This is a genomic window from Paenibacillus sp. FSL F4-0125 (genome assembly GCF_038008565.1).
GTDB lineage: Bacteria > Bacillota > Bacilli > Paenibacillales > Paenibacillaceae > Paenibacillus_AQ.
Genome location: NZ_JBBOZJ010000001.1, coordinates 1,663,607 through 1,686,269, shown reverse-complemented (window position 1 = coordinate 1,686,269; position 22,663 = coordinate 1,663,607). Strand labels below are relative to the sequence as shown.

General features: G+C 41.5%; 18 protein-coding genes and 1 pseudogene. 4 read left to right on the top strand and 15 right to left on the bottom strand.

Translation table 11 applies throughout. From position 1 onward, the window contains the following. Positions 1-64: 64 nt before the first annotated feature. From NST74_RS07435 to NST74_RS07415, 5 genes are all read right to left on the bottom strand, one after another. Positions 65-958: an ROK family protein gene (locus tag NST74_RS07435; protein ID WP_341111209.1), complete on the bottom strand. Its 894-nt coding sequence runs from the start codon at positions 956-958 to the stop codon at positions 65-67. Between the two features lie 21 nt (positions 959-979). Continuing rightward, entirely contained in the window at positions 980-2,461 is a 1,482-nt protein-coding gene (locus NST74_RS07430; protein ID WP_341111208.1) for a glycoside hydrolase family 32 protein, read from the bottom strand. A gap of 57 nt (positions 2,462-2,518) precedes the next feature. Then, the gene (locus NST74_RS07425) at positions 2,519-4,129 is read right to left on the bottom strand and encodes an ABC transporter substrate-binding protein (protein ID WP_341111206.1); all 1,611 of its coding nucleotides are present in this window, start codon (positions 4,127-4,129) and stop codon (positions 2,519-2,521) included. Positions 4,130-4,190: 61 nt separating this feature from the next. Continuing rightward, on the bottom strand, positions 4,191-5,072 hold the full coding sequence (locus NST74_RS07420; RefSeq protein WP_341111205.1) for a carbohydrate ABC transporter permease: 882 nt from the start codon (positions 5,070-5,072) through the stop codon (positions 4,191-4,193). 17 nt (positions 5,073-5,089) lie between these two features. Continuing rightward, positions 5,090-5,983: an ABC transporter permease gene (locus NST74_RS07415; protein ID WP_341115847.1), complete on the bottom strand. Its 894-nt coding sequence runs from the start codon at positions 5,981-5,983 to the stop codon at positions 5,090-5,092. Between the two features lie 492 nt (positions 5,984-6,475). Here NST74_RS07415 and NST74_RS07410 point away from each other — a divergent pair, with 492 nt between their 5' ends. Beyond that, entirely contained in the window at positions 6,476-7,513 is a 1,038-nt protein-coding gene (locus NST74_RS07410) for a LacI family DNA-binding transcriptional regulator (RefSeq protein ID WP_341111203.1), read from the top strand. Positions 7,514-7,670: 157 nt separating this feature from the next. On the opposite strand, the gene NST74_RS07405 is transcribed toward NST74_RS07410, so the two are convergent. Then, complete coding sequence (locus tag NST74_RS07405) at positions 7,671-8,720, bottom strand: NAD(P)-dependent alcohol dehydrogenase (protein WP_341111202.1); 1,050 nt, start codon at positions 8,718-8,720, stop codon at positions 7,671-7,673. A gap of 120 nt (positions 8,721-8,840) precedes the next feature. Here NST74_RS07405 and NST74_RS07400 point away from each other — a divergent pair, with 120 nt between their 5' ends. Further along, complete coding sequence (locus NST74_RS07400) at positions 8,841-9,257, top strand: MerR family transcriptional regulator (protein WP_341115846.1); 417 nt, start codon at positions 8,841-8,843, stop codon at positions 9,255-9,257. A 551-nt stretch (positions 9,258-9,808) separates the two neighbouring features. On the opposite strand, the gene NST74_RS07395 is transcribed toward NST74_RS07400, so the two are convergent. Next, positions 9,809-10,201 carry a DUF5071 domain-containing protein gene (locus NST74_RS07395; protein ID WP_341111201.1) on the bottom strand — a complete coding sequence of 131 codons (393 nt, stop codon included), beginning with the start codon at positions 10,199-10,201 and terminating at the stop codon, positions 9,809-9,811. A gap of 522 nt (positions 10,202-10,723) precedes the next feature. Beyond that, the gene (locus NST74_RS07390; RefSeq protein WP_341111200.1) at positions 10,724-11,107 is read right to left on the bottom strand and encodes a DUF5071 domain-containing protein; all 384 of its coding nucleotides are present in this window, start codon (positions 11,105-11,107) and stop codon (positions 10,724-10,726) included. Positions 11,108-11,709: 602 nt separating this feature from the next. Between NST74_RS07390 and NST74_RS07385 the strand changes: the two genes are divergently transcribed. Further along, positions 11,710-14,877, top strand: a complete 3,168-nt coding sequence (locus NST74_RS07385) for an amidase family protein (RefSeq protein WP_341111199.1) — start codon at positions 11,710-11,712, stop codon at positions 14,875-14,877. Positions 14,878-14,983: 106 nt separating this feature from the next. Here the strand turns inward: NST74_RS07385 and NST74_RS07380 are convergent, their stop codons facing one another. Both NST74_RS07380 and NST74_RS07375 read right to left on the bottom strand, forming a co-directional pair. Further along, positions 14,984-15,616, bottom strand: a complete 633-nt coding sequence (locus NST74_RS07380) for a hypothetical protein (protein WP_341111198.1) — start codon at positions 15,614-15,616, stop codon at positions 14,984-14,986. Between the two features lie 78 nt (positions 15,617-15,694). Then, positions 15,695-15,907, bottom strand: a pseudogene (locus NST74_RS07375) (sigma factor); the annotation flags it as partial. A 230-nt stretch (positions 15,908-16,137) separates the two neighbouring features. Here NST74_RS07375 and NST74_RS07370 point away from each other — a divergent pair. Further along, a complete protein-coding gene (locus NST74_RS07370; RefSeq protein ID WP_341111197.1) occupies positions 16,138-20,562 on the top strand; it encodes an endo-1,4-beta-xylanase in 4,425 nt (1,474 codons plus the stop codon). Positions 20,563-20,834: 272 nt separating this feature from the next. Here the strand turns inward: NST74_RS07370 and sigK are convergent, their stop codons facing one another. The 5 genes from sigK to NST74_RS07350 all read right to left on the bottom strand — a co-directional run bounded on the left by sigK (position 20,835) and on the right by NST74_RS07350 (position 22,518). Continuing rightward, the gene (sigK, locus tag NST74_RS07365) at positions 20,835-21,383 is read right to left on the bottom strand and encodes an RNA polymerase sporulation sigma factor SigK (RefSeq protein WP_341111196.1); all 549 of its coding nucleotides are present in this window, start codon (positions 21,381-21,383) and stop codon (positions 20,835-20,837) included. A gap of 27 nt (positions 21,384-21,410) precedes the next feature. Continuing rightward, positions 21,411-21,743, bottom strand: coding sequence for a hypothetical protein (locus NST74_RS29935; protein WP_445668131.1), 333 nt, complete (start codon positions 21,741-21,743; stop codon positions 21,411-21,413). 123 nt (positions 21,744-21,866) lie between these two features. Beyond that, positions 21,867-22,010 (bottom strand): hypothetical protein, encoded by a 144-nt coding sequence (locus NST74_RS29930; RefSeq protein WP_445668130.1) that lies wholly within the window; start codon positions 22,008-22,010, stop codon positions 21,867-21,869. After that, positions 22,003-22,182: a hypothetical protein gene (locus NST74_RS07355; protein ID WP_341116025.1), complete on the bottom strand. Its 180-nt coding sequence runs from the start codon at positions 22,180-22,182 to the stop codon at positions 22,003-22,005. Before NST74_RS07355 ends, NST74_RS29930 begins: the two co-directional genes overlap by 8 nt. Before the next feature lie 156 nt (positions 22,183-22,338). After that, on the bottom strand, positions 22,339-22,518 hold the full coding sequence (locus NST74_RS07350) for a hypothetical protein (RefSeq protein WP_341111195.1): 180 nt from the start codon (positions 22,516-22,518) through the stop codon (positions 22,339-22,341). Positions 22,519-22,663 lie beyond the last annotated feature (145 nt).

The following is a 22,663-nucleotide window of genomic DNA, read 5'->3' as shown; positions in this document are numbered from 1 at the left end:
ATTAATATTGAAAAACAAGAAGGAGGCCAATTCATTATTGCACTGACCTCCTCTCTATATTCTTTTACAATTGAGCAGAAATCTGACTTTCCAGTGCTGTGAGTCCAAGAGCCAGAGCACCGCATAATCCCGCTTGTTGGCCTAGACCTGGTGGAACGATATACTCATCGATGTGTTCCAAAATAGTATTTGAACTGACATAGCCGTTCAGGTTCTGAAGCACAGCCTGACGGATAAGTGGAAACAATTGTGACTGCTGCATAACACCGCCACCCAGAATGATTTTCTGAGGTGAGTTAAGCAATATAGCACCCGTAATCGACTGCGCAATATAAAATGCTTCCATTTCCCATGCCATATGATCCATAGGAAGTTCATGTCCCTTCTTCCCCCACCTTGCTTCAATAGCAGGACCTGCCGCCATCCCTTCTAGGCAGTCCCCATGATAGGGACATCCCCCCGGGAATACATCGCCAGGATGGCGTCTCGTAAGAACATGACCCCCTTCGGGATGCACAAGACCATGAATGAGTTTGCCTTCTGAATACACTCCCACACCAACACCCGTGCCAATTGTATAGTACAAACAGCTGGATAACCCTTGGGCGGCGCCCCATTTGGCTTCACCAAATGCCGCTGCATTGACATCCGTGTCCCATCCAAAAGGAACCGAAAAGTTACTTTTCAAAGTACCCAGCATATCGTAATTTCCCCACCCTGGCTTTGGTGTTGTTGTAACGTAACCATACGTCGGGCTATCTGGGCGTATATCGATTGGACCGAACGATCCAATTCCGATAGCTTCTACTGGTTTGTCTTGAAAATATTGAATAACTTTGGGCAACGTCAACTCAGGATGTTCTGTTGGGAAACTAATCTGATCTTCAACTACCCCGTTTTCATTCCCGATGCCACATATAAACTTTGTCCCGCCAGCTTCAATCGCTCCAATACGCATATACAAGACTCCTCTCGGTGACTAATTCTTGTCTTGCTTAGCAGAGAGAGTAAGCTCATAGATATCCAGGGAAATCAGCAAGTCATTCTCATTATCTGCAAACACAGCAATACCTTTAGATTCTAGTCCAGGGAATATAAGATCCGTGATCACTGCCTGACCTCCATTACTGAACACCTCAACGGAAGTGTGATCCACATAAATGCGGAGATCATTTGATTCACCAAGTGCTTCGAGTTTGGCTGAATGATGTCCTGCGAAATGTTCGTGGAAATCATGCTGACCTGAAGCCATCCGATCTACATAAAGCTCCTCTGTCTCACCGTTAATACCGATCACTGTTTGACTGTCCGCACCTACTCTTACTTTGAAACCAACAGATTTACCTCGAGTGAACTCAGCAGTAATCTCATAAGATTCCAAGTGAATCTCTTTAAGAAGAGTATTAATTTCTTGTACCGTTGCCTCTTTCACAGAAAGAACTTGTACACGAGCAGATTCCAACTCTTGTACCGGCTTCTGCACAAGAAAGATCTCCCCTTGTCTTGATTCGAGTTGAAGTTCTCTTGCAATCGTCATCGCACCACGGAATTCTTCTGCAGGTGTTTTGTTAGCATACATCCAGTTGCTCATCCAGCCGATAAATAGTCGTCTTCCATCTTCAGCCGGTATATCAGACCAGCTTACACCTGCGTAATTATCTCTTCCATAATCAATCCAGCGAACTTTTAGCGAATCTTCATCTGGCGTGAACACTTCTCCATCAAAATGGCCTGTGAAATACTGCGTTCTTGACCCTTCCACAAAAGCGGGATCCGCACCGATGCTCACAAGCATCACCCATTTCGTGTTCGAATGATCGCCATCAATGGCCAGCGGGAACAAGTCTGGGCATTCCCATACCCCGTCATGAGAACCGATTCCTTCTCCGAATTCACTAGCAAAAGTCCAGTTAATCAGATCAGGAGAATGATATAGACACACCGTTTGACCACAAGCTACAATCATCACCCATTTATTCGTATCTTTATTCCAAAATACTTTCGGGTCACGGAAATCAATGAATGTATCATGTTCAAGTACCGGGTTTCCATCATATTTCGTCCAGGTTCTTCCGTTATCTTTACTGTAGGCCAAGCTTTGACGCTGAATGGCTGGCTTGCCTTCTGGCATATCCAAATGGTGTGTAAAGATCGCTACCAGACCAGGTTTATCTTCAAAAAATCCAGTCGTATTATTCCAGTCAACTACAGCACTGCCGGAAAAAATCATCCCTAATTCATCTGGAGCGAGAGCGATAGGCAGCTCCTCCCATGTAACAAGATCCTTGCTGACCGCATGGCCCCAGTGCATAGCTCCCATAGTCATTCCACCCGGATGGTGCTGAAAGAACAAATGATATTCACCGTCAAAATAGACCATTCCGTTTGGATCATTCATCCACTTTTCCTTAGGGGAAAAATGGTACACACCTCGGTAATTTTGTTTCGCAATCGTAGACATTATTGTTTTCTCCTTTACTCCCGAACACGGCCTTCACCGCACATTATTTATAGTTTGTTATTGGGTTGCTCTATCATATCCGCCTTGTTTAATTTGAAGCCATTCTTGCAAGCCCAGACGATCCAATTCTTTCAGGTATTCATCCCATTGCGCTTCGACTTTACCGTTTTGGTACCATTCCGTGCGCATTCTAAGCACGTAGGCAAAAAGATCCGTTTCAATTGTCGTAAGGCGATCAAGCTCTTGAATAGAGTGGAATACACTTGGCATTACGTTTTCTGCTTTCATATTTGGCGCCATGATATTCTTGATAATGTCCATTCTGCTTTTGGCATCATCCGGCATGGTTGTGTATTTTCCATAATAGGAATCAAGGATAGCTAAGGGACCACCCACACTTGTTTTCTCACGTAGTTCTACAGGAGCTGCACCCTCCAATGGCAAATGTTTCAGCATTCCTTTTTCTTTATCAAATTCGAAAATATTCTGCTGCTTATCATCTCCATACGTCCCCCAGTTGTTCTGTACAGATTGAATCGGATCGAAGAGTTGATCAACCCACTTCGCTGTCGTTTCCAAGTTCTTATTGGCGCTTGTGACAACCATCTTCCCTCTTCCCAAACCAAGCGCGTTCGTTCTTGTTACGTTAACTTCTCCATCAGGTCCAGCAAGTGGAGGCATAACTTCGTAGGTGTCATTATCTCCGGTGATGTTTGCCTTATCCCATGAGAAGTAAAGTCCGTATTTCTGATCCTTTCCTTTTGCAAGGTAAGTACTCCAGTCTTGTGTGTAGGCTTCAATATCAATGAGCCCTTCTTTATACAGCTCGTTAATAAAAGAAACTGCTTCCTTGTAGTCTTCTTGTGCCGCCGTAAATATCACTTTCCCATCATTGCTCACAACCGCATGGTCAGGGTTCTCACCCAATCCAAACGAAGCAAATAGGAATGCCAGATCTTCTGCTCCCGGCTTGTTAATAAAGGACAATGGAATTTCGTCAGCCTTACCGTTTCCATTTGGATCTTTTGTCTTGAATGCAATTAATACTTCCTTTAACTCTTCTGTTGTTTTAGGCATATCAAGGCCAAGCTTCTTAAGCCATTCCACATTGATCCAAGGCATACTATCTACCGCCTGGATTCTTTCTTTACCGCTACCTAGCTCTTCAATCCATGGAAACGCATAAATATTGCCATCTGGTGCCGTAATCATAGACTTATATTCCGGTGCTTCTTCCAGCACCTTTTTGAAGTTTGGCATATTATTCTCGATGAGATCATTCAGCGGGACGATGGCACCATCTTTAGCAAGTTTGAGCAGCTCATAGTCACTGTAGTCCGCATTAAAAATAGCATCAGGAAGATCACCACTTGCCACAGCCAAGTTTCTTTTTTCAACAAATACGTCTTTCGTGAAATTCTTCCAATTAATATGAACATTCGTCTTTTCTTCAAGACGTTTATTAATCAGTTTTTCATTTGGATCAGTTGGGGCAAGTGGAGAGCTTTGCGTAATAAAGTTCAAAGTTACTTTACCGCTGGCATCCTGTTCTTTACTAGCTGCACTTCCCCCTCCTCCACCACCGCATGCAGTCAGGAACATAAGAGAAGCAAGTACAGTGGCAGAAGCTGCTTTCGTCGAAACTCTTGATTTCATAATTCTTTTCATAGGGTATGACCTCCAAATTAGATATGAATGAATTAATCTTTATCTATGTGCAGCCTGTTTCCTACTTAAGGGAACCGACCATAACACCTTTTTCAAAATACTTCTGGAAAAATGGATACATAACAATGAGTGGCAAACTGGAAACAACGATGGCAGCATACTTGATGATTTCAGACAATCGTTTCATTTCCGCCATGGCGAGTTGATCGCTGATCATGCCCGGATCTACCTGATTCTGGATCAAGATGGAACGCAACACGAGCTGCAGTGGATGAAGATTCGGATTATCTAAATAGATCATAGCGTCGAAGTAGGAATTCCACTGGCCAACAAAGGCATAAAGAGCGAGCACAAAAACAATCGGTTTAGAGAGCGGTAATACGACACTGAAGAAAATCCGCATCTCCGAAGCTCCGTCTACATTAGCGGCTTCCTTCATTTCATTCGGAACTCCTTTGAAGAAAGTTCTAGAGAGAATGATGTTCCAAACATTAACTGCCCCTGGAATGATCACCGCCCATACTGTATCAAGCAGACCAAGGTTCTTAACGAGCAGATATGTAGGTATAAGCCCACCCCCAAAGAACATGGTGATAATAAACAATGTCATGAAGAACCCTTTTCCTTTGAGCCTGTCATCGGACAGTGCATACCCTGCACAGATTGAGACGAGAACGGTAATCATAGCAAACGAAACAGAGTATAAAACAGAGTTTCCAAAACCTCGGATCATGGCAGGATTAGAAAGAATTTTTATATACCCTTCTAATGACCAGTCCGATAGGTTGAATGATAGTCCTTTACTGAGCAGCACAGATGGATCCATAAAAGATGCAATTACTACATAAATCAAGGGAAGTACGATGATAAGTACGGCCAGTGTCAGGAAGATCGCGTTCAGCACGACGATAAAGCGATCTAATCCGGAATGTTTAATGGGCATGACTTGTTGCTCCTTTCTTAGTAAAGACCTTCACCCTCATTCAGTTTCTTCACGGTGAAGTTAACGGTGACGAGCAAGACGATGTTGATGATAGAGTTAAACAATCCTACTGCGGCTGAATACGCATAATCGCCCGACTGTAACCCTATTTTGTAAACGTAAGTCGGAATGATTTCTGAGGTTGGCAAGTTCATCGCCGTTTGCATGAGGTAGGCTTTCTCGAAGCCAATCGACATAATCCCACCGGCTGCAAGGATAAATACGATAGCCATAATTGGACGAATGGTTGGCAGATCGATATGGCGTATTCTTTGTAGAAGATTAGCGCCATCGAGATTGGCTGCATTATGTAACTCAGGATCGACATTAGCAAGCGCTGCTACATAAATAATGGATGCCCAACCGGCTCCGGTCCAAATATCAGATAAAATGTAGATCGAACGGAAGTACTCGGGACGAGACATGAACATAATTGGTTCACCTGTAAGCCAGGTAAAAAGCTGGTTAATCGGTCCCGTTGGGGACAAGAAGATAAACAACATCCCGACCACAACGACAACAGAAATAAAGTTAGGTGCATACAAGAACAATTGAATGTTCTTTTTGACGCCTGCACGGCGAATTTGATTCAACATCAAGGCAAGCAGGATCGGAATTGGAAAACTCAGAATTAATCCGAAGAAACTTAATTTAAGCGTATTCAAAAAGATTACTTCGAAATTGGGAGAAGAAAGGAATTTCTCGAAGTTGTACAAACCTACCCATTCACTCCCCATGATTCCTTTGATTGGGCTGAAATCTTTAAAGGCTATAATCGCACCATACATAGGACCGTATTTAAAAATAAGGGTCAGAATCACAGCTGGTGCGAGCAAAATATAAAGAAAGTAGTGCTTCTTTAAATAATCCATTAAGGAACTCTTATGTCGCGTCACCGTTATTCCGTGTTCGGCTTCTATTGGGTTATGCAATGCCTTTACCTCCGTTCTTATCAATGTTTACATCTTGATGCAGTAAGGGCTTTCAATCTCACTTATGTCCTGCTGCTTTTACAATTTACCAAACACTTAATCGTTCGTCAATACATTTTGTAAAAATATTTATGTGCATATGACAAATTATTTTGTTCATAAATGGCGTTAATTATTTTACATAATTACAAATACAGCCAATTAAAATAGGATTACATCCTTTAATCTCACCACATTCTCAATATAATGAAAATAACACTATCTTATTGCACACTTTATATCAAATAAAATGTAAACTAAATTGTGCATTTGTAAAAATCATGTTGCTATTTTAGGCAAACTAATATACATTAAAGAGAGTTGGAATAATGGAAAATAGTACACGATTTGTGGCGGATATCAAGAACAAGAATATAGAGGTGAATTACATAGATGGCCAGGGAAAAAGTAACTATACAAGACATCGCAGACGCTTTAGGAATCTCCAGAAATACAGCTTCCAAAGCTTTAAATGGAACGAACGGTATACCCGATGAAACCAGAAACAAAGTTATAAAGAAAGCGATAGAGTTAAAATATAAACAGTTTGCTTTTATGGACACCGAGAGTACTCTATCAAGAAACTCTGGAAACATTGCTTTATTAACAGAAAACTTACCGAACACTTCCCATTTTGGATCGAAACTGATCAGTGGCATGGAAAAAAGAATCAGCGCAGAAGGATATAATTTATCCATGCACATTATAAGAGACGTTGATCAGGAGTCCCTGTCTCTTCCAAATAATTTTGATGTTTCCAATGTAGACGGAATTATTTGTATTGAGCTATTCAATTCGGAATATACTAAGCTAATTACAAGTCTAGGTATTCCAACTATTTTCATCGACTGCTCTGCACATGTCTGTTACCCTGAATTCCAAGCAGATGTCCTTCTCATGGAGAACGAACATAGTACCTATCAACTTACAAAAAAGTTAATTGATGGCGGTTACACATCACTGGGGTTCATCGGGGATTATAATCACTGTAGGAGTTTTAATGAAAGATGGGTGGGCTTTAATCGCGCTCTGATAGAATCCGGGATTCAGCTTGATCTCTCGCAATGCATTCTCGATGACGATCGACTATTTTTCTCAAGTCCGGAGTGGGCAGATACTAGACTAAGTCAAATCGATGAGCTGCCTTCTGCTTTCGTGTGTGCTAACGATTATATTGCGGTTTCCTTTATGAAGTCACTTAAAAATAAGCTTTCCATTCCTAACGACATCGTCATTAGTGGTTTTGATAACGGTCCTGAATCAAGCATTGTAGAACCCCATCTCACTACAGTTCATATTTATAGTAATGAGATGGGTGTCAAAGCGGCCGAAATGCTGCTCTCCCGAATTCATGATCCGAAGCAACCCTATCAGGTTTCTCATATTTATACCAAACTCATCATAAGAGAATCTACACCTAATATCAGTTGATGAATTCAAAGAACCCAAGCGATTGAAATTCAATCGCTTGGGTTCTTTATTTTGGGTAGACTTCAAAAGGCCAGTCTACTCCCTTTATTGGGACGATAGCTCTTTATGGCATTAATCAAGCCAATGCATGATGTGATGTCAACAAAGAGGACGTCTCTTATTCGTTCCCCATTGTGCTAATGTCGATGACAAACCGGTAACGGACATCTGAAGCAAGCACACGCTCCCAGGCTTCATCAATCCGGTCAGCAGAAATGACTTCGATTTCAGATGCAATATTATGTTCAGCGCAGAAATTAAGCATTTCCTGCGTTTCACGGATTCCTCCAATCATCGATCCGGCAAACGAGCGGCGGTGGCCGATCAGCGAGAATACGTTAACTGCCAAGGGATCAGCAGGCGCGCCGACATTGACTAATGTACCATCCAGCGCCAAGAGCGAAAGATAGGCATCGATATTAATCTGCGCGCTTACAGTATTTACGATTAGATCGAACGAACCGGAAAGCTGTTTAAATGTCTCAGGATCGCTAGTGGCATAATAATGGTCAGCCCCTAATTGCAATCCATCTTCCTTCTTCTTTAGTGACTGTGATAAAACAGTAACCTCAGCTCCCATGGCATGAGCAATCTTCACAGCCATATGTCCAAGTCCGCCAAGACCCACTACAGCTACCTTTTTGCCGGGAGCGGCTCCCCAATGACGCAGAGGTGAATAGGTGGTGATCCCTGCACACAAAAGTGGTGCAGCGGCGTCAAGCGGAATACTGTCAGGGATTCGAACCACAAAATCTTCGGTTACGACGATATGGGTGGAATAGCCGCCTTGCGTATATTGCCCATACCGGTCGATAGCTCCATAGGTGCCCGTATTTCCACTCAGGCAATATTGCTCCTCACCTTTATGGCAATTACTGCACTCTCCACAAGAGTCAACCATACAACCTACCCCTACCCGATCGCCCACTGAGTACTTTGTGACTTCAGAACCAATCCGGCTGACAATTCCGGCGATCTCATGTCCCGGAACGAGTGGATAGTTGACCGGTCCCCACTCCCCGCGGGCAGTATGAATGTCCGAGTGGCAGATGCCAGCGTATTTAATCTCAATAAGAACATCGTGCGGCTGCAGATCTCGGCGTTCGATTGTGGTTAGCTTGAACGGACCTTCCTGACTGAATGTTGCGCGTGCATTAACTTTTATCATAGTGAAACCTCTCTTCTAGATAATATTAAAATCTATAACGTCAGCTTTACAAAATATATGTTATTACTTAAAGTTAACTCTAAGTCAAGCACAAAATATATTTGAGATTGGAGAAAGATGATGAAGACATACTCTATAAGTGAAGTTGCAGAGTCCTTTAACATGACACCACATACCCTGCGTTACTATGACAAGGAAGGTCTTTTCCCTGCTATAGATAGAACCTCCGGCGGTAAACGTATATTTAAACAATCCGATATGGACGCTTTAAAAGTAATTGAATGCCTGAAGTCATCCGGGATGCCCATTAAAGAAATAAAACATTTCATTGAGTGGTGCTCTGAGGGGGATTCCACCTTACAGCAAAGATATGACATGTTCCTGGAGCGGAAAGCTTCCGTAGAAGCACAGATGGAAGAATTGAAAAAAACGATGGAAGTCATAGAACATAAATGCTTCTACTACAAGACCGCCTTGGATAGCGGTACGGAAGATGTTCATAAAAATAATGAAATAAAGAAGGCTTGTACTCATTAGAAGGGAACACAGCTTATTATGGCATATTCCAAGAAAGAGCCTGTCCGATAATATTACAGCTGATGAGGTTATAGATAATGAGGTATCCCGTTTTTAATAGTTGTAGGATTCGGGATATTTTGTTGTCTAATCAACTTTCCTAAAAAACAAAAGCGACAATTATTACCACTCCTTTTTTGCTAACTATCATTTTAGGGTTACCTATCTAGAAACTTATTCTTCTTCAATTACAATATTTCTACTACTATTTTCCCAATCATATATTTTTCCAAACATTACCTCCATACCACAAGTTGTACAACTAAATAGATATCTTGATTGTATTGAGATTTCTTCTTCCTTACTATATCACAAATAGTTACTCTAATTCGGGAGTGATCCCAGTCTGATTGACTGCAACAGTTACAAACCAGTTCTTTTCCCCATATTTTAATAGTAGCCATGTTTACCTCCTACAAACTGTTATTCTTAACTGATATCGATCCATTTATTGATAAAACAATAAACGTGCTCTGCATATTGAAAGATAGGAAAACACTCCTCAGTACACTTCATGTTTGATATAGAAGTGACAAAATATCGGCTGCTTCTTCGTCGACTAATTCTTGTTTTTCACGTTCAGTTGGGTTAAAGGCTAATCTTTTAAGGTCAGCTTCCATCTCCGATAATACAGATTTCGGTAGATTTTTAACCAACTTTACAAGTATTGAATATTTCCAACAGTCATCATCAGAAGCGAAAATCTTCCTGAGATGAGGAATTAATTCCATGCCTAACGGAATAAGCAACTTCCCAATTTCTTTTGAAGTAGGCCAATTCGCATCTGCAGTCCACTCTAATAAATCAGGAATAATCGGTTTAATTAAATTTGTATCCAATGCTTTTAATTTATTTACTGACTCGATATCCATTTTATCTTTCGGGATTAATCCTTTGATCTCCATCTTTATCCTCCTACCTAAAATCATATTGATTCGTTATCGCTTGCAATACTTTAGTATAATGAAATCATAAAGGTTTACGTTTTTTGGTCGGAGAAAAATCGAGATAATGGAAAAAAGCACTTTGAAGAGAGTATTCAGCTTCTCAGTTCGCACGCACCAATTGTTTACCAATTCGGAAAGTATTAGGTTTTTTATTGCAGCCATGTCACTTCAAAAACTTAATACCCAAGCTAAACGAAACAAAGTTTGGAGATAAAATAGAAAAGCCCTCAAAAGCATATAGTAGGGATAGGTAGGCTAGAGTTGCCTATTTTTATAGCTTAAAATCAATATTTAAGTTTAACATAGACTAAAATAAAGAAAAAAAATAAACCACACCGGGTTTCAAAGTCCATGTAATCAATAATACAAGATCTGTAACTTTCATAGTGATAACCCTAAATCAGGATATCGTCTTAAAGCTACTAGCAAAATTGCGAATGTGAAGAAAAGTCTATTGAAATAACTAGCGCGGCTCCATCCTTAAGCCTGAATTTTTTTCAACACTTCCTTAGCAGCCATATCAACTTCTAATTCCCTATCTAATGTAGTTGGGGTTTCAACAAGCTTGATTAAACTGACTTCTAGTTCAATAAGAACTCCAATAGGAAACTGAGGCAATAAATATTCTAAAACATTTAATTTCCAATCACTTTCCTCCCCTTCGAATATCCTATTGATGAGTGGAATAAGTTCCTTATTAAAATTAAGTAATAACTCCACAACATCTTCAAATATAGGAAAATTCCTATCCTTTAAATATATTGATAACCCTTCAATCAGATCTAAAAGATCATTTTTATATAATTGTTTTAATCTTTTAATACTCTCATAATCCATTTTACTTAGAGGTAAATCCCCCATCATTGATTCCCCTCTCTTTTTGGTAAAAAATTTATTATTTCAATCAAATCTAAAACTATTTTTGAACATTCCTTGATCTTTCAGCTGCACGCTGCGCTTTTGCTGTCTCTCTAATAATTTTATTAACTGTACTTCCAAAACTACGAGCCACTTTTATCCCTCCAGATTACGTTGAATAGGATTATATTTATCCAAATTATAACATCATATTTCAAATGTTTTACATGGAAACCCTACTTTTTACATCATTCTTTTGAACTACACGTCTAAATTCCGACAACAAAATTAAAAACATAATATTCTCCGTTAATTATTAGCTGTTCCTCTTATTTTTGATTTCGTGAAATTCAAGGTTTTTGATGATGCAGCCGGATGATGATACTCAATATCCTATGGATCCTCCCAAGAATATGTAATCTATATGTAATATATTTAACTAAACAGTTTACATATACATTACATACAATAACTAAAAAAGCCTTTTTTTCCTTTTTATAACCTCAAAATATATTAAATTCATAATATTTATTGACTGAAACAAATACTAGTGTTATATTTCCTACCATTAAATAATAAAATACATAATGGAAAAGGAGATTACGCACATGAATAAGTTCAAACGCCTACGTGAAACTAAAAGAGATCATTCTGGTTCCACCCGATCTGAATATTCACCAGCAAAAAAAAATTGGAGTAAAAAGCAATTTATAGCTACTTCAATTGTGTTATCTGTTATTGCTACTAGTGTAATTCCTTTCCAAACAGCTGACGCTTTAACTAGAGTTACTTCAGAAAGTGGCACAGTATGGGAGATTCACGATGTTTTTGCTCCTAGCTTAGACACAGGAAGTTTACGTACAGTTGGTGCTACACAAGTACAAGGTTTCGGCAATATCTTTGTTAAAGTGTCCTCGCCTTCAGCTCCACTGATGAATGGTCAAATGATGCGTGGGTTTGACTTGAAATACGATGGCGTTAATAAGTTTACTTCGGCTCAATCTGTAAATCTAGGAAATGTAACTGTAACACGTGAGGTGTATGTGGATACTATTCAAAATCGAACGAGATTCTTTGATACATTCACTAATAAAAATGATGTCGCTGTAAAAGTTGATGTATCATTCGGTGGCTCTTTAGGATATGGTACAACAACAAATGCTTCAGTAGTTAAGGCAACCTACTCAGGCGATCTAAAGGTAACTACAGATGATTCATGGATTGTTGTAGATAGCAGTGCCAGAAACAATAAGCCGCTAGGCGTTGCAGTGGGATCTCCAAAACCGTTTGATAATGGATTAACAGGTCTAGGGAATCAGCAACAGGATCCATTCACAGTACCCTTAGCTGAGTATGGAAATGAAGCGAATTTCTATGGGTTCATTAATTCACTAAATATTGGGCCGGGCGAATCGAAGTCCCTAGTAAATTATGTACAAGTTGGAGAAGCTGGTGAAGAAGGGTTGAAAAATCTGGTTGCTAAGCTAGATGGACTTAATAGTCTGCTGGATGTAACAGGATTAACAAACGCACAAATTCGTTCAATTAGCAACTGGGATATATCTGCTATAGAGGGACTTGATACTGGAGATCATCTGGATACTCCAAATGCTCCTGCGGTCAAAGAATTAATAACTTCATCGCCGTATGATGTTAAGAATAAATCAATTGCAGAAATGCAAAAGGATATGATTAATGGTAAAACTACTTCTGTACAAATTACTCAAGCCTATTTAGATAGAATTAAGGTATACGATGAGGGACAATTGGGATTTCATGCATTCCTGCATGTATCTGAAACTGCGCTTAACCAAGCAAAAGCTGCTGACGATGCCCGTGCACAAGGTGTAAAAGGTGATTTATTGGGTATTCCAATTGCGATAAAAGATATTTATGACACAAAGGATATGCCTACTACAGGTGGCAGTAAAGCTCTTGAAGGCTGGCAGCCTGATTCCGATGCATTCCAAGTGAAAAAGCTGCGGGAAGCTGGAGCTGTAATTATTGGTAAAGTAAATACTTCTGAGTTTGCTAACAGCGGAAGCTTTAGTGAGAGCGGCTGGCAGCAAACATGGAATGCACTCTATCCATCAAAAACATCTTTTGGCTCAAGCGGCGGGTCTGCAGTATCTGTTGCAGCTGATTTTGCAGCAGCAGCAATGGGATCGCAAACAGGGGTATCTCTCTATGCACCAACTACAGGCGCTAGCTTAAAAAGCTTCCGGGGTACAGACGGTATGGCAAGTACTACAGGAGTACTTCCACTCACTTGGGGACAAGATTATGCAGGTCCCATTGCTAAAACAGTAACTGACCTAGCCATTATATTGAATACTACAACGGGTACGGACCCACAAGATATTTTCACTGTGACTGCTGATGCAGATCATAAGCGTCCAGTGGATTGGAAGGAATCTCTGGATGCTTATGCATTGAAAGGAAAGAAAATAGGATATATTCCTGCATCCTTTGTATCTGCATATGCTGATGATGATACTGGACGGGCAGTGATAGATAAGTTCTCAGAGCTTCTAGCAGCGGGGGCGACAATGATTGAAATGTCAGCTGTACCATCAGGCCCTAGTCGTCCTTCAGGTATTAATGGATCTACTGAAGGTTGGGCACGTTATATTGAGCTTCATAAGGACTTCCCTTATATTGATGGAGCAAGTGTACTAGCTTCAGATAAGGTGCTTATCTATAATCAAAGAGGATATAGTACTCCAACTCGTATGACTGAACAAGCTGTACAAGATTACATTAAGTATAGAACCGACTATAAGGAAGTTATTAAAAACTGGATGGACGCGAATGGTGTTGATGCTGTTGTTTATGCAGGTTTTATTAGTGACGTATATAACAATGATGCATCAGCTTCTCAATTAAGTTCTGACCGTAACACGGGTGTATTAACCTCTAATGTGGGTCTCCCTACGGTAGTTGTTCCTGTAGGAACGAATGACAGCGGATATTCTATTTCTATGCAACTGGTTGGTAGAGCATGGGACGACGCAAAAATTTTAGGCATGGGCTACGCTCTTGAGCAGCAAAGTCAAGCTAGACTACTTACAACGTTTGCTCCAGCACTTCAATATGTTTCAGACTCTACTAATCCTAATCCAGTAGATAATGACCCAAGCAATCCAAGTCCTGGAGGAGATACCGTAACTCCCCCGGTAACAGCAACGCCTACACCAACACCAGCTCCTACAGCAATACCAGCACCAGTAGAAACACCAACACCTAAGCCAGAAGTTGTCAGTTTCACAGATACATTGAACCATTGGGCAAAAGCAAGCATTGACGCACTTATTGCTAAGGGATTACTGTCAGGTTATTCCGATGGAACATTTCGTCCAAATTCAGGCTTGACTCGTGCCGAAGCTATTAAGGTAATTGCAACATACATGGGACTTGAAGGACAAGTAAGTAACTTTTCAGATGTACCTTCAACGCATTGGGCCAATAAGTTTATTGTTGCAGCTGCCGGATCCGGCTTGATGAACGGATATAGTGACGGAAGCTTCCGTCCCAATGAAAAGATTAGCCGTGGTGAATTAGCGGCACTAATCACTCGTGCCTTTAAGCTAACAGGTACTGGAAGCACGTCATTCAAAGATGTTAAAAAAGCTGCATGGTATTATGATTCCATTGATGCACTCGCATCCAATCATATTATTACAGGATACGCAGACACTACATTTAAGCCTGAAAAAGATATTACTAGAGCAGAGTTTGCAACAATTGTGTTCAACTTACTGAAAACTTCTAATTAAAAGAAATTCAATTAAAGCTTTACGAGTTGTCTTGAGTGATCTAGCTAGAAAAGACAAAAGACCGCCTTTTGTGACAAAGACGGTCTTTTGCCTTTATTCTAAAAACTTAATAAAAATGATAAGGTTCATTGATAAACAAAGAGTTATTAATGAAATAATAAAGGTTTCCCTTATCATCATAGAATATGTTGGTCGCATCGGCTAAATTAATAGTTTGGACCTTCTGAAAGGATGTAAGATCATAGATACCCTTTTTTCCCAATGCCGTATGATTCACTACATCTACTGCATAAATCAGTTCCGGGAACGTCCCTATCACTTCCTGCAGGTTATTCATTTTAAAAACTTTGTTCTTCGCTATAATCATTCCCTGACTTTCCACTAACAAAATCGGCGTATCCAGCGGGTCTCTATCCATATTCGGGTACCCCAGATTTGATTGGTCCACTTTGACAAAACTGCCGTCCCCATAAATGGAATAGGCGTAGACATCTGAACCGGCAAATCCGGCATCCCAGCCATATTGACTCCAGTAAAAGAATTTACTGTTATCACTGGTGAATACCATCTCCCCGATCCCATTAATCCCCTTATTACCGCTACTTGGCAAGAAAGTTGCTTCATCAAAAACCAACAACGTCGGAGACCAGTCACCTAGTACAACATACAGACGACCCGACTTGCTGTAAATATGGCGATCTGAGAAGTCTCTGGAATCCGCCGAATTGGGATACGTCAAGCTCTGAGTAACTGAATAGTCATTTAAGCTTCAGTAAACAGATTGTTAGCATCCTTATTCACAATAAACAATTGTCTGTCCAAACGGATCGTGAAACGATACGTCCTTCCGGGTCTTTTTCAGTGATTTAGGTGCATCAGGATTTCATTTTCGATACAACGGGCGGCAAAAGTGGTCAGCTTTGTGCCTTTGTTTGGACGATAACTCTCAATGGCTTTGATCAGGCCAATTGTTCCGATGGAGATTAGATCCTCCATGTCTTCCCTCCCCAGTATTATCGAATTTCTTAAGGTTGCGGACATGGGTGCGACTTCAATATCATAAACGCGGCGTCTTGGCGAGATAGATATGTATTTTTCTTTCTTTTGTAAATAACTAAAAAAAACAAGGATTCTTCTTTAATTTGAGAGTATTAAGTCCTTAAAGTCCAATGCTATACTCTGGGCTATTAGGAGGTGAGTTCCAAATATCTTTGTAAGCGCTTCACGTTATTCCAAAAAATCGCTGAAGGGGATGCATTAATGAAGAAATCGTTTAGGCAGGTTGTTTCCGGGTTGCTCGCAGCGGTCTTACTTCTTCCAGTCGGCTTGGTGGCTCCGGTAGTCAACGCAGCAGATCTGGCAGCAGCTAATTCGAAAACTGTATATCAAGAAACTTTTAAGGATGTACAATCGGTAAAAGACACCAAATTAACCCAATCTGGTAATCCAACACTGGCAATTGTCAATGGCAAGACGTTTGATGGAAATACCGATGGAGCAGCTTTATCTGTAAACACCCGCTTCAATAGCTGGGACGGCGTAGATATCGCCTTCGCGGATATGGGCTTGGTTGTTGGCCAAGAGTATACTGTAACCGCTTCCGTGTATGTTGACGATAATGCTAACCCGCCGGTAGCCGGCAAAGCCGTCTTGGAAATTGTAAGCAATAAGGGATCAACGGACGTTAATAATAAAGAGGGTTACTCTCAAATCTATTCCTCTGATTTCAAAGCGGGACAAGGCGTTACACTAGCATCCGCTCTTTCCGTTACCAGTGTTGAGAATACAGTGCTGCGGATCAAGTCTGATGATGCTGGTCAGGAGGTTCCCTTCTATATCGGAGAAATCACCGTCACCCAGGCACAAGCACCTGTTCAACCTACTGTAGTCCTTAACCATAGCTTTGAAGACGGAAATACCGGAGGCTGGAGTAAGCTGGGTTGGGGATCCAATGGTAAGACAGCGGTCGTGGATGAACTAGCCTCCCATGGCACCAAATCATTAAAATTCTTCGAACGGGCAGATGAAAAAGCAATTCCTGCTCTCGTACTTACTGACATTATGAAATCCGATCGTAAGTACGACATTTCTCTTAAGGTTAGACTTGGATCAGGTGAAGGCGATTTCCATCTGGGATCCAAGATTGATTCCGAGGTAGCAAGTAACAAATATCCTTGGATCATCGGCAACAAAAAAGTAAGCGCTTCAGATTGGACGTTATTTGAAACGAAAGGCTTTGAAATCCCATCTCAAACCAAGGAAGTCATTATCTTTGTTGAACCATCCGGCAATACTTTGACCTCGGACATTTACATTGATGAAGTCATCATCACCGATGTGACCCTTGGCCAAACCCCACCGGAGGTTGTAGATAAGACAGGCATCTCTGCAGATTTTGAGAATGGCTTGGATGGCTTCGGGCCACGGAATGGCAAAGAAACGGTGAAGCTTTCCCAAGAAGCTAACCATACGCCTAACGGAAAACAAAGCTTGAGTGTTACTACTACTGCACAATATGATGCAGCCTTAGTCAATGCTGCCGGAAAAATGGCCAAGAATCACGAATATGAGCTGTCAGCTTGGGTGAAAATGGCACCTGGTGAAGCGCCTACAACACTTCGTATTAGTGTTCAGTATGCGGACAGCGGTTTTGCAAACGTTTCACAAAATGCAACCGTTACCGATTCAGAATGGGTAGAGCTCAAAGGCAAATATACGCTTACCACTACTCCAACGGTACTCAATGCTTACATTGAGACCGCAAACGACGACGGCGGCAATCGTACCTTCTACTTGGATGACTTTGTTCTGAAATATTTGGGACCAGTAGCTGCGGCACCTCCAATTCAAGAAAATCTCCCTAACCTCAAGGACATTTATAAGGATGAATTCTTGATCGGTAACATCGTTAACCCGGCTACCTTTGACGAGACCAGACTCAAGCTTCTGACGAAGCACCACAATATCGTCACGTTTGAGAATGATATGAAGCCGGATTATGCCTATGATGCCAACAGAAACTTTGATTTCACCGCAGAAGATGCTCTGGTTAAAAGGGTACAGGATGCCAATCTGGACATTGCCGGTCACGTACTCGTCTGGCATGCACAGTCACCTTCATGGCTGCATACCGCTGCTGATGGTAAACCATTAAGCCGCGAAGAAGCTCTGAAGAATCTGAGAACACATATCCAGACCGTAGTGAAGCACTTCGGTAACAAAGTGAAATCCTGGGACGTTGTCAACGAAGCCATGAACGACAACCCGGCTAACCCGACAGACTGGAAAAATGCTCTCCGCAATTCCGGCTGGTTACAGGCCCTTGGTCCTGACTTCATCGAGGAATCCTTCCTTGCGGCAAAGGAAGTCATTGACGAAAACGGCTGGGATATCAAGCTTTACTATAACGATTACAACGATGACAACCAGAATAAATCTACAGCCATCTACAGCATGGTGAAAGAACTCAATGAGAAGTACGCTGCAGCTCATCCCGGCGAACAACTCATTGACGGAATTGGCATGCAGGCCCACTACAATTTGGGCACCAGATTGGAAAATGTCAAATCGTCCCTCGAACGTTTCATTTCTTTGGGCGTAGAAGTTGTTATTACTGAATTGGACATCATGGCAGGCACCAATTCTACAATCACTACCAAAGAAGCGAAACAGCAGGCCTATCTGTATGCCCAACTAATGGATCTCTACAAGAAGAACAGCGAGCATATTCCGCGTGTCACCTTCTGGGGATTAAATGACAGCACCAGTTGGAGAGCCGAGCAGAATCCAACCTTATTCGACAAGAATTTTCAAGCAAAAGAGGCGTTCTCCGCGGTCACTGACCCTGAAAAGTTCATAGCGGAAAATCCGCCTGAAGAGCTTGAATACAAGAAATCCAGCGCTTATTATGGAACACCTGCAATCGACGGATCCGTAGACAGCGTATGGAGCAACGCTCCTGAAATGAAACTGGAGACCAAGCAAATGGCCTGGTCAGGTGCTACAGGAACAGCAAAAGCACTCTGGGATGACAACAATCTATATGTGTTGGTCCAAGTCAAAGACGATAAGCTGGACAAATCCAACCCGAATGCTTGGGAGCAAGATTCCGTGGAAGTGTTCGTCGATGAGAACAATGGCAAGACTTCTGTTTTCCAAGACGATGATGGGCAATACAGAGTGAATTTCGAGAACGCAGCTTCCTTTAACCCTGAGGAAATTGCTGCAGGCTTCGAATCAAAAGTCTCTGTTTCCGGTACCAACTACACGGTTGAAATGAAGATTCCTTTCAAAAAGGTTAAACCTGCGAACAACGCCAAAATTGGCTTCGATGCGCAGATCAATGATGCTAAAGACGGCAACAGAATCAGTGCGAACGCATGGAACGATCCATCCGGTCAAGGATACCAAGATCCTTCTGTATTCGGAGAATTAACGCTGACTGGCAAACCTTCTCAAAACAATGGCAATGGGGGAAACAGCAATGGATCCGGTACTCCATCCGCCGATACGGTCCACAATAACAACGGTGTGGTGTCCATTCTGCCTGCTGTAAAAGTCGAGAACGGAACAGCCACCGCAACAGTTTCAAGTGCCAGCCTAAATAAAGCGATAGATCAGGCTTCTCCAGGTGCGAATGGCAAGAAACAGGTTACCATCGAGATACCGAAGCAAGCAAATGTGCAATCCTATGTTGTACAATTGCCTGTTTCAAGCCTGCAAAGCAACAGCAATGTTGAGTTTATCCTTAAGACAGACAATGCTGAACTTCTTATTCCGTCGAACATGCTGTCTAATATGACAGGGCAAGCGGATCAAGTATCCATTCAGATTAAGAAAGTCTCGGGGGATAGCTTGAATACAGGAGTTCGCGGAAAAGTGGGCAGCCGTCCGATTATCGATCTTAGTGTAAAAGCTGGCGACACTGTTATTGCTTGGAATAACCCAGCAGCCACTGTAACAGTATCCATTCCATATACAGCTACGGCACAGGAGCTTGTCAATGCAGATCAAATCGTGATCCTATACATTGACAGCCAAGGACAGGCAACAGCTGTGCCAAGCGGACGCTATGATGCGAAGAGCGGTTCGGTTGTATTCAAGACAACTCATTTCAGCACCTATGCTGTAGCCTACGTTACTCATTCCTTTACCGACATGCAAAACATACAGTGGGCGAAACAAGCGGTTGAGGCAATGGCTGCACGTGGCGTAATCAAGGGAATCTCTGAGGATACCTTCGCGCCTGCAGCTTCTATCACGAGAGCAGACTTTATCACCCTGCTTGTTAGAGCGCTTGAATTGAAAGGTTCCGGCACGAATGCGGCTACCTTCAGTGATGTACAGCCTACAGCTTACTATGCGCAAGCTGTAGCTATTGCACGGGAGCTCGGAATTGCATCAGGATTTGAGGACAATACATTCAAACCGGGCAGCAGCATTACTCGTGAAGATATGATGGTTCTTACAGCAAGAGCCCTGAAAGCAGCTGGTAAGCCATCTGTCGGAAGCGGAAATCTGACTTCTTATTCCGATGCAGCAAGCATTTCCACTTACGCCAAGGACAGTGCAGCTTTCCTTGTAGGAAGAGGAATCATCAATGGCAAGAACGATAAAATTGCGCCAGCCGATTCATTGACTCGCGCTGAAGCAGCAATGATTCTTTATCGAATCTGGAAGATGTAGAATTAATTTTTATCCCTCATAAGTGAACTGAACCCCGAATAGTTGACACTTAAAAAAGTGGACCCTATTCGGGGTTTTTCTACAAAAATACTGAAGAACAATTATTGCATCCCATATAGCACTCTGGTTTCACATCTTAGCTTTCAAAGTTGGTTTCGACAGTTTGTTGGATCTGGAAATCATATATTTCTTGTATATCAATCTACTTGCCTTACCCAAACAAGCAACTTGCATATTGGCAAGTTGCTGAAAATAAGCACTAATGTAAATCTTTATATCTCACCGCTTCCCTTATAAAACTCATGATACAGCTTCATCAGCGCCCTTTTCTCAATCCGCGATACATAACACCGCGAAATCCCCAGCACCTTCGCTATCTCCCGCTGCGTCCGCTCTTCCCCACCTATTTCTAGCCCAAACCGCCCCACCACAACTTCTTTTTCCCGGTCATCCAGAATATCAAGATTGCCATATATTTTGCTCTTCTCAATCTTCAGATCGACTTCTTTAATGACATCATCCGCATCCAAACCGAGGATATCAATGAGTGTAATTTCATTACCTTCCTTGTCTGTCCCAATTGAATCGTGCAGAGATACATCTTTACGGGTCTTTTTCAATGATCTAAGATGCATCAGGATTTCGTTTTCAATACAACGTGCTGCAAAAGTGGCTAGCTTTGTGCCTTTGTTTGGACGGTAGCTCTCGATGGCTTTAATCAGGCCGATCGTGCCGATGGAGATCAGATCCTCCATGTCTTCTCCGGTATTATCGAATTTTTTGACGTTATGGACATGATACGATGTAAAAAAATAAACCAATTAAGATCGTTCCCGATTTGAATTAGTTTACTTTTGATATTTCAACTGTAGTTCTCGATCGATTTTTTGTACCCATTCAGGCAATTCATTTGAATAATATATTATCCCGCTTATATCCGCTCCAAGAATAATCTCACCATCTGCTTTACTATTATCAACAACTAACAACTGATCTATTAGGTCTAAGAGAGACAACAGATTATTCATACTTGTTAAATTGCGTCTAATAATATCCTCTGTTTCAATATGATGACCACCGTTCTTTACTCGCATAGCAACACGCTCAATATTAAGCCGCACATCCCCTAGCCCCACATAAAACATAATGATTTCGAAGCCTTGTGTTTTTGCATCTCTCATCTGCCTGATAACATTACCACCAGCTAGAGTGGTTTCTACAGTGAAGTCCCACTTATTTCGGATACATTCTCTGGTTATTCTTATGGCTTCTTTGCCAGCAGATACTTTACTTTTTTCTGGATATTAAGTATTAATTTTGCGATCTAGTGCATCCGGATCAATATTCACACTTACCCCAAGGTGGTCAACAATCAAGTTGCGGATTGTGCTCTTACCACTTCCATTATTACCAGCAAACACAAACATGGTTGCAACAGTCTCATTCATGATTAAGTTCCTGTTCACTCATTTCCTTGATCTCACCGGTACTATATTCTTTAACAATTTGCCCAGCAGCTGTTTTATATACGATATATGTCCCATTTGCTTTTGCATCCAATTTGGCACGATCACCTGTTAATCGAATCAATTTAGCAAGGTCCTGCGTAAGATTCATCATTTATACAAACACCTCATTTTATCTGATAGCTCGAGTATACCACAGCAAAGTACATTTTATATTAGCTTAAGTCTGTATACATCATCCAACCAATCAACCCGTAAGAATAATCAATGGAGAACTCACTCTAACAGGCTAATTCATTTACCCACATGGTCATATACGTTGCAAATTCAACCCCATCACTTTACTCCGTGGTACAGTAGGCTCATGTTGCACAATGTACGCTTTCGAGAATCGATCCAGATAAGAGTTCTCATGTGACTTTGGTGACAGGATAATCAATTTACGTTGTAATTCACCAGCATAAAGATCAAATACTTTTAACTTTGCCAATAATAATGGTAGAAGAGTCTCCATTGCCAGCCAGCTAGAGGCCGACTCTATCCATCCCTTCACCAAATGGTTCAAACAAGTGTCTGGCTATCCGCCAGGCAAGTATCGCAGCCGCAACAGGATAATTTATTTTAGTAAACGGCGC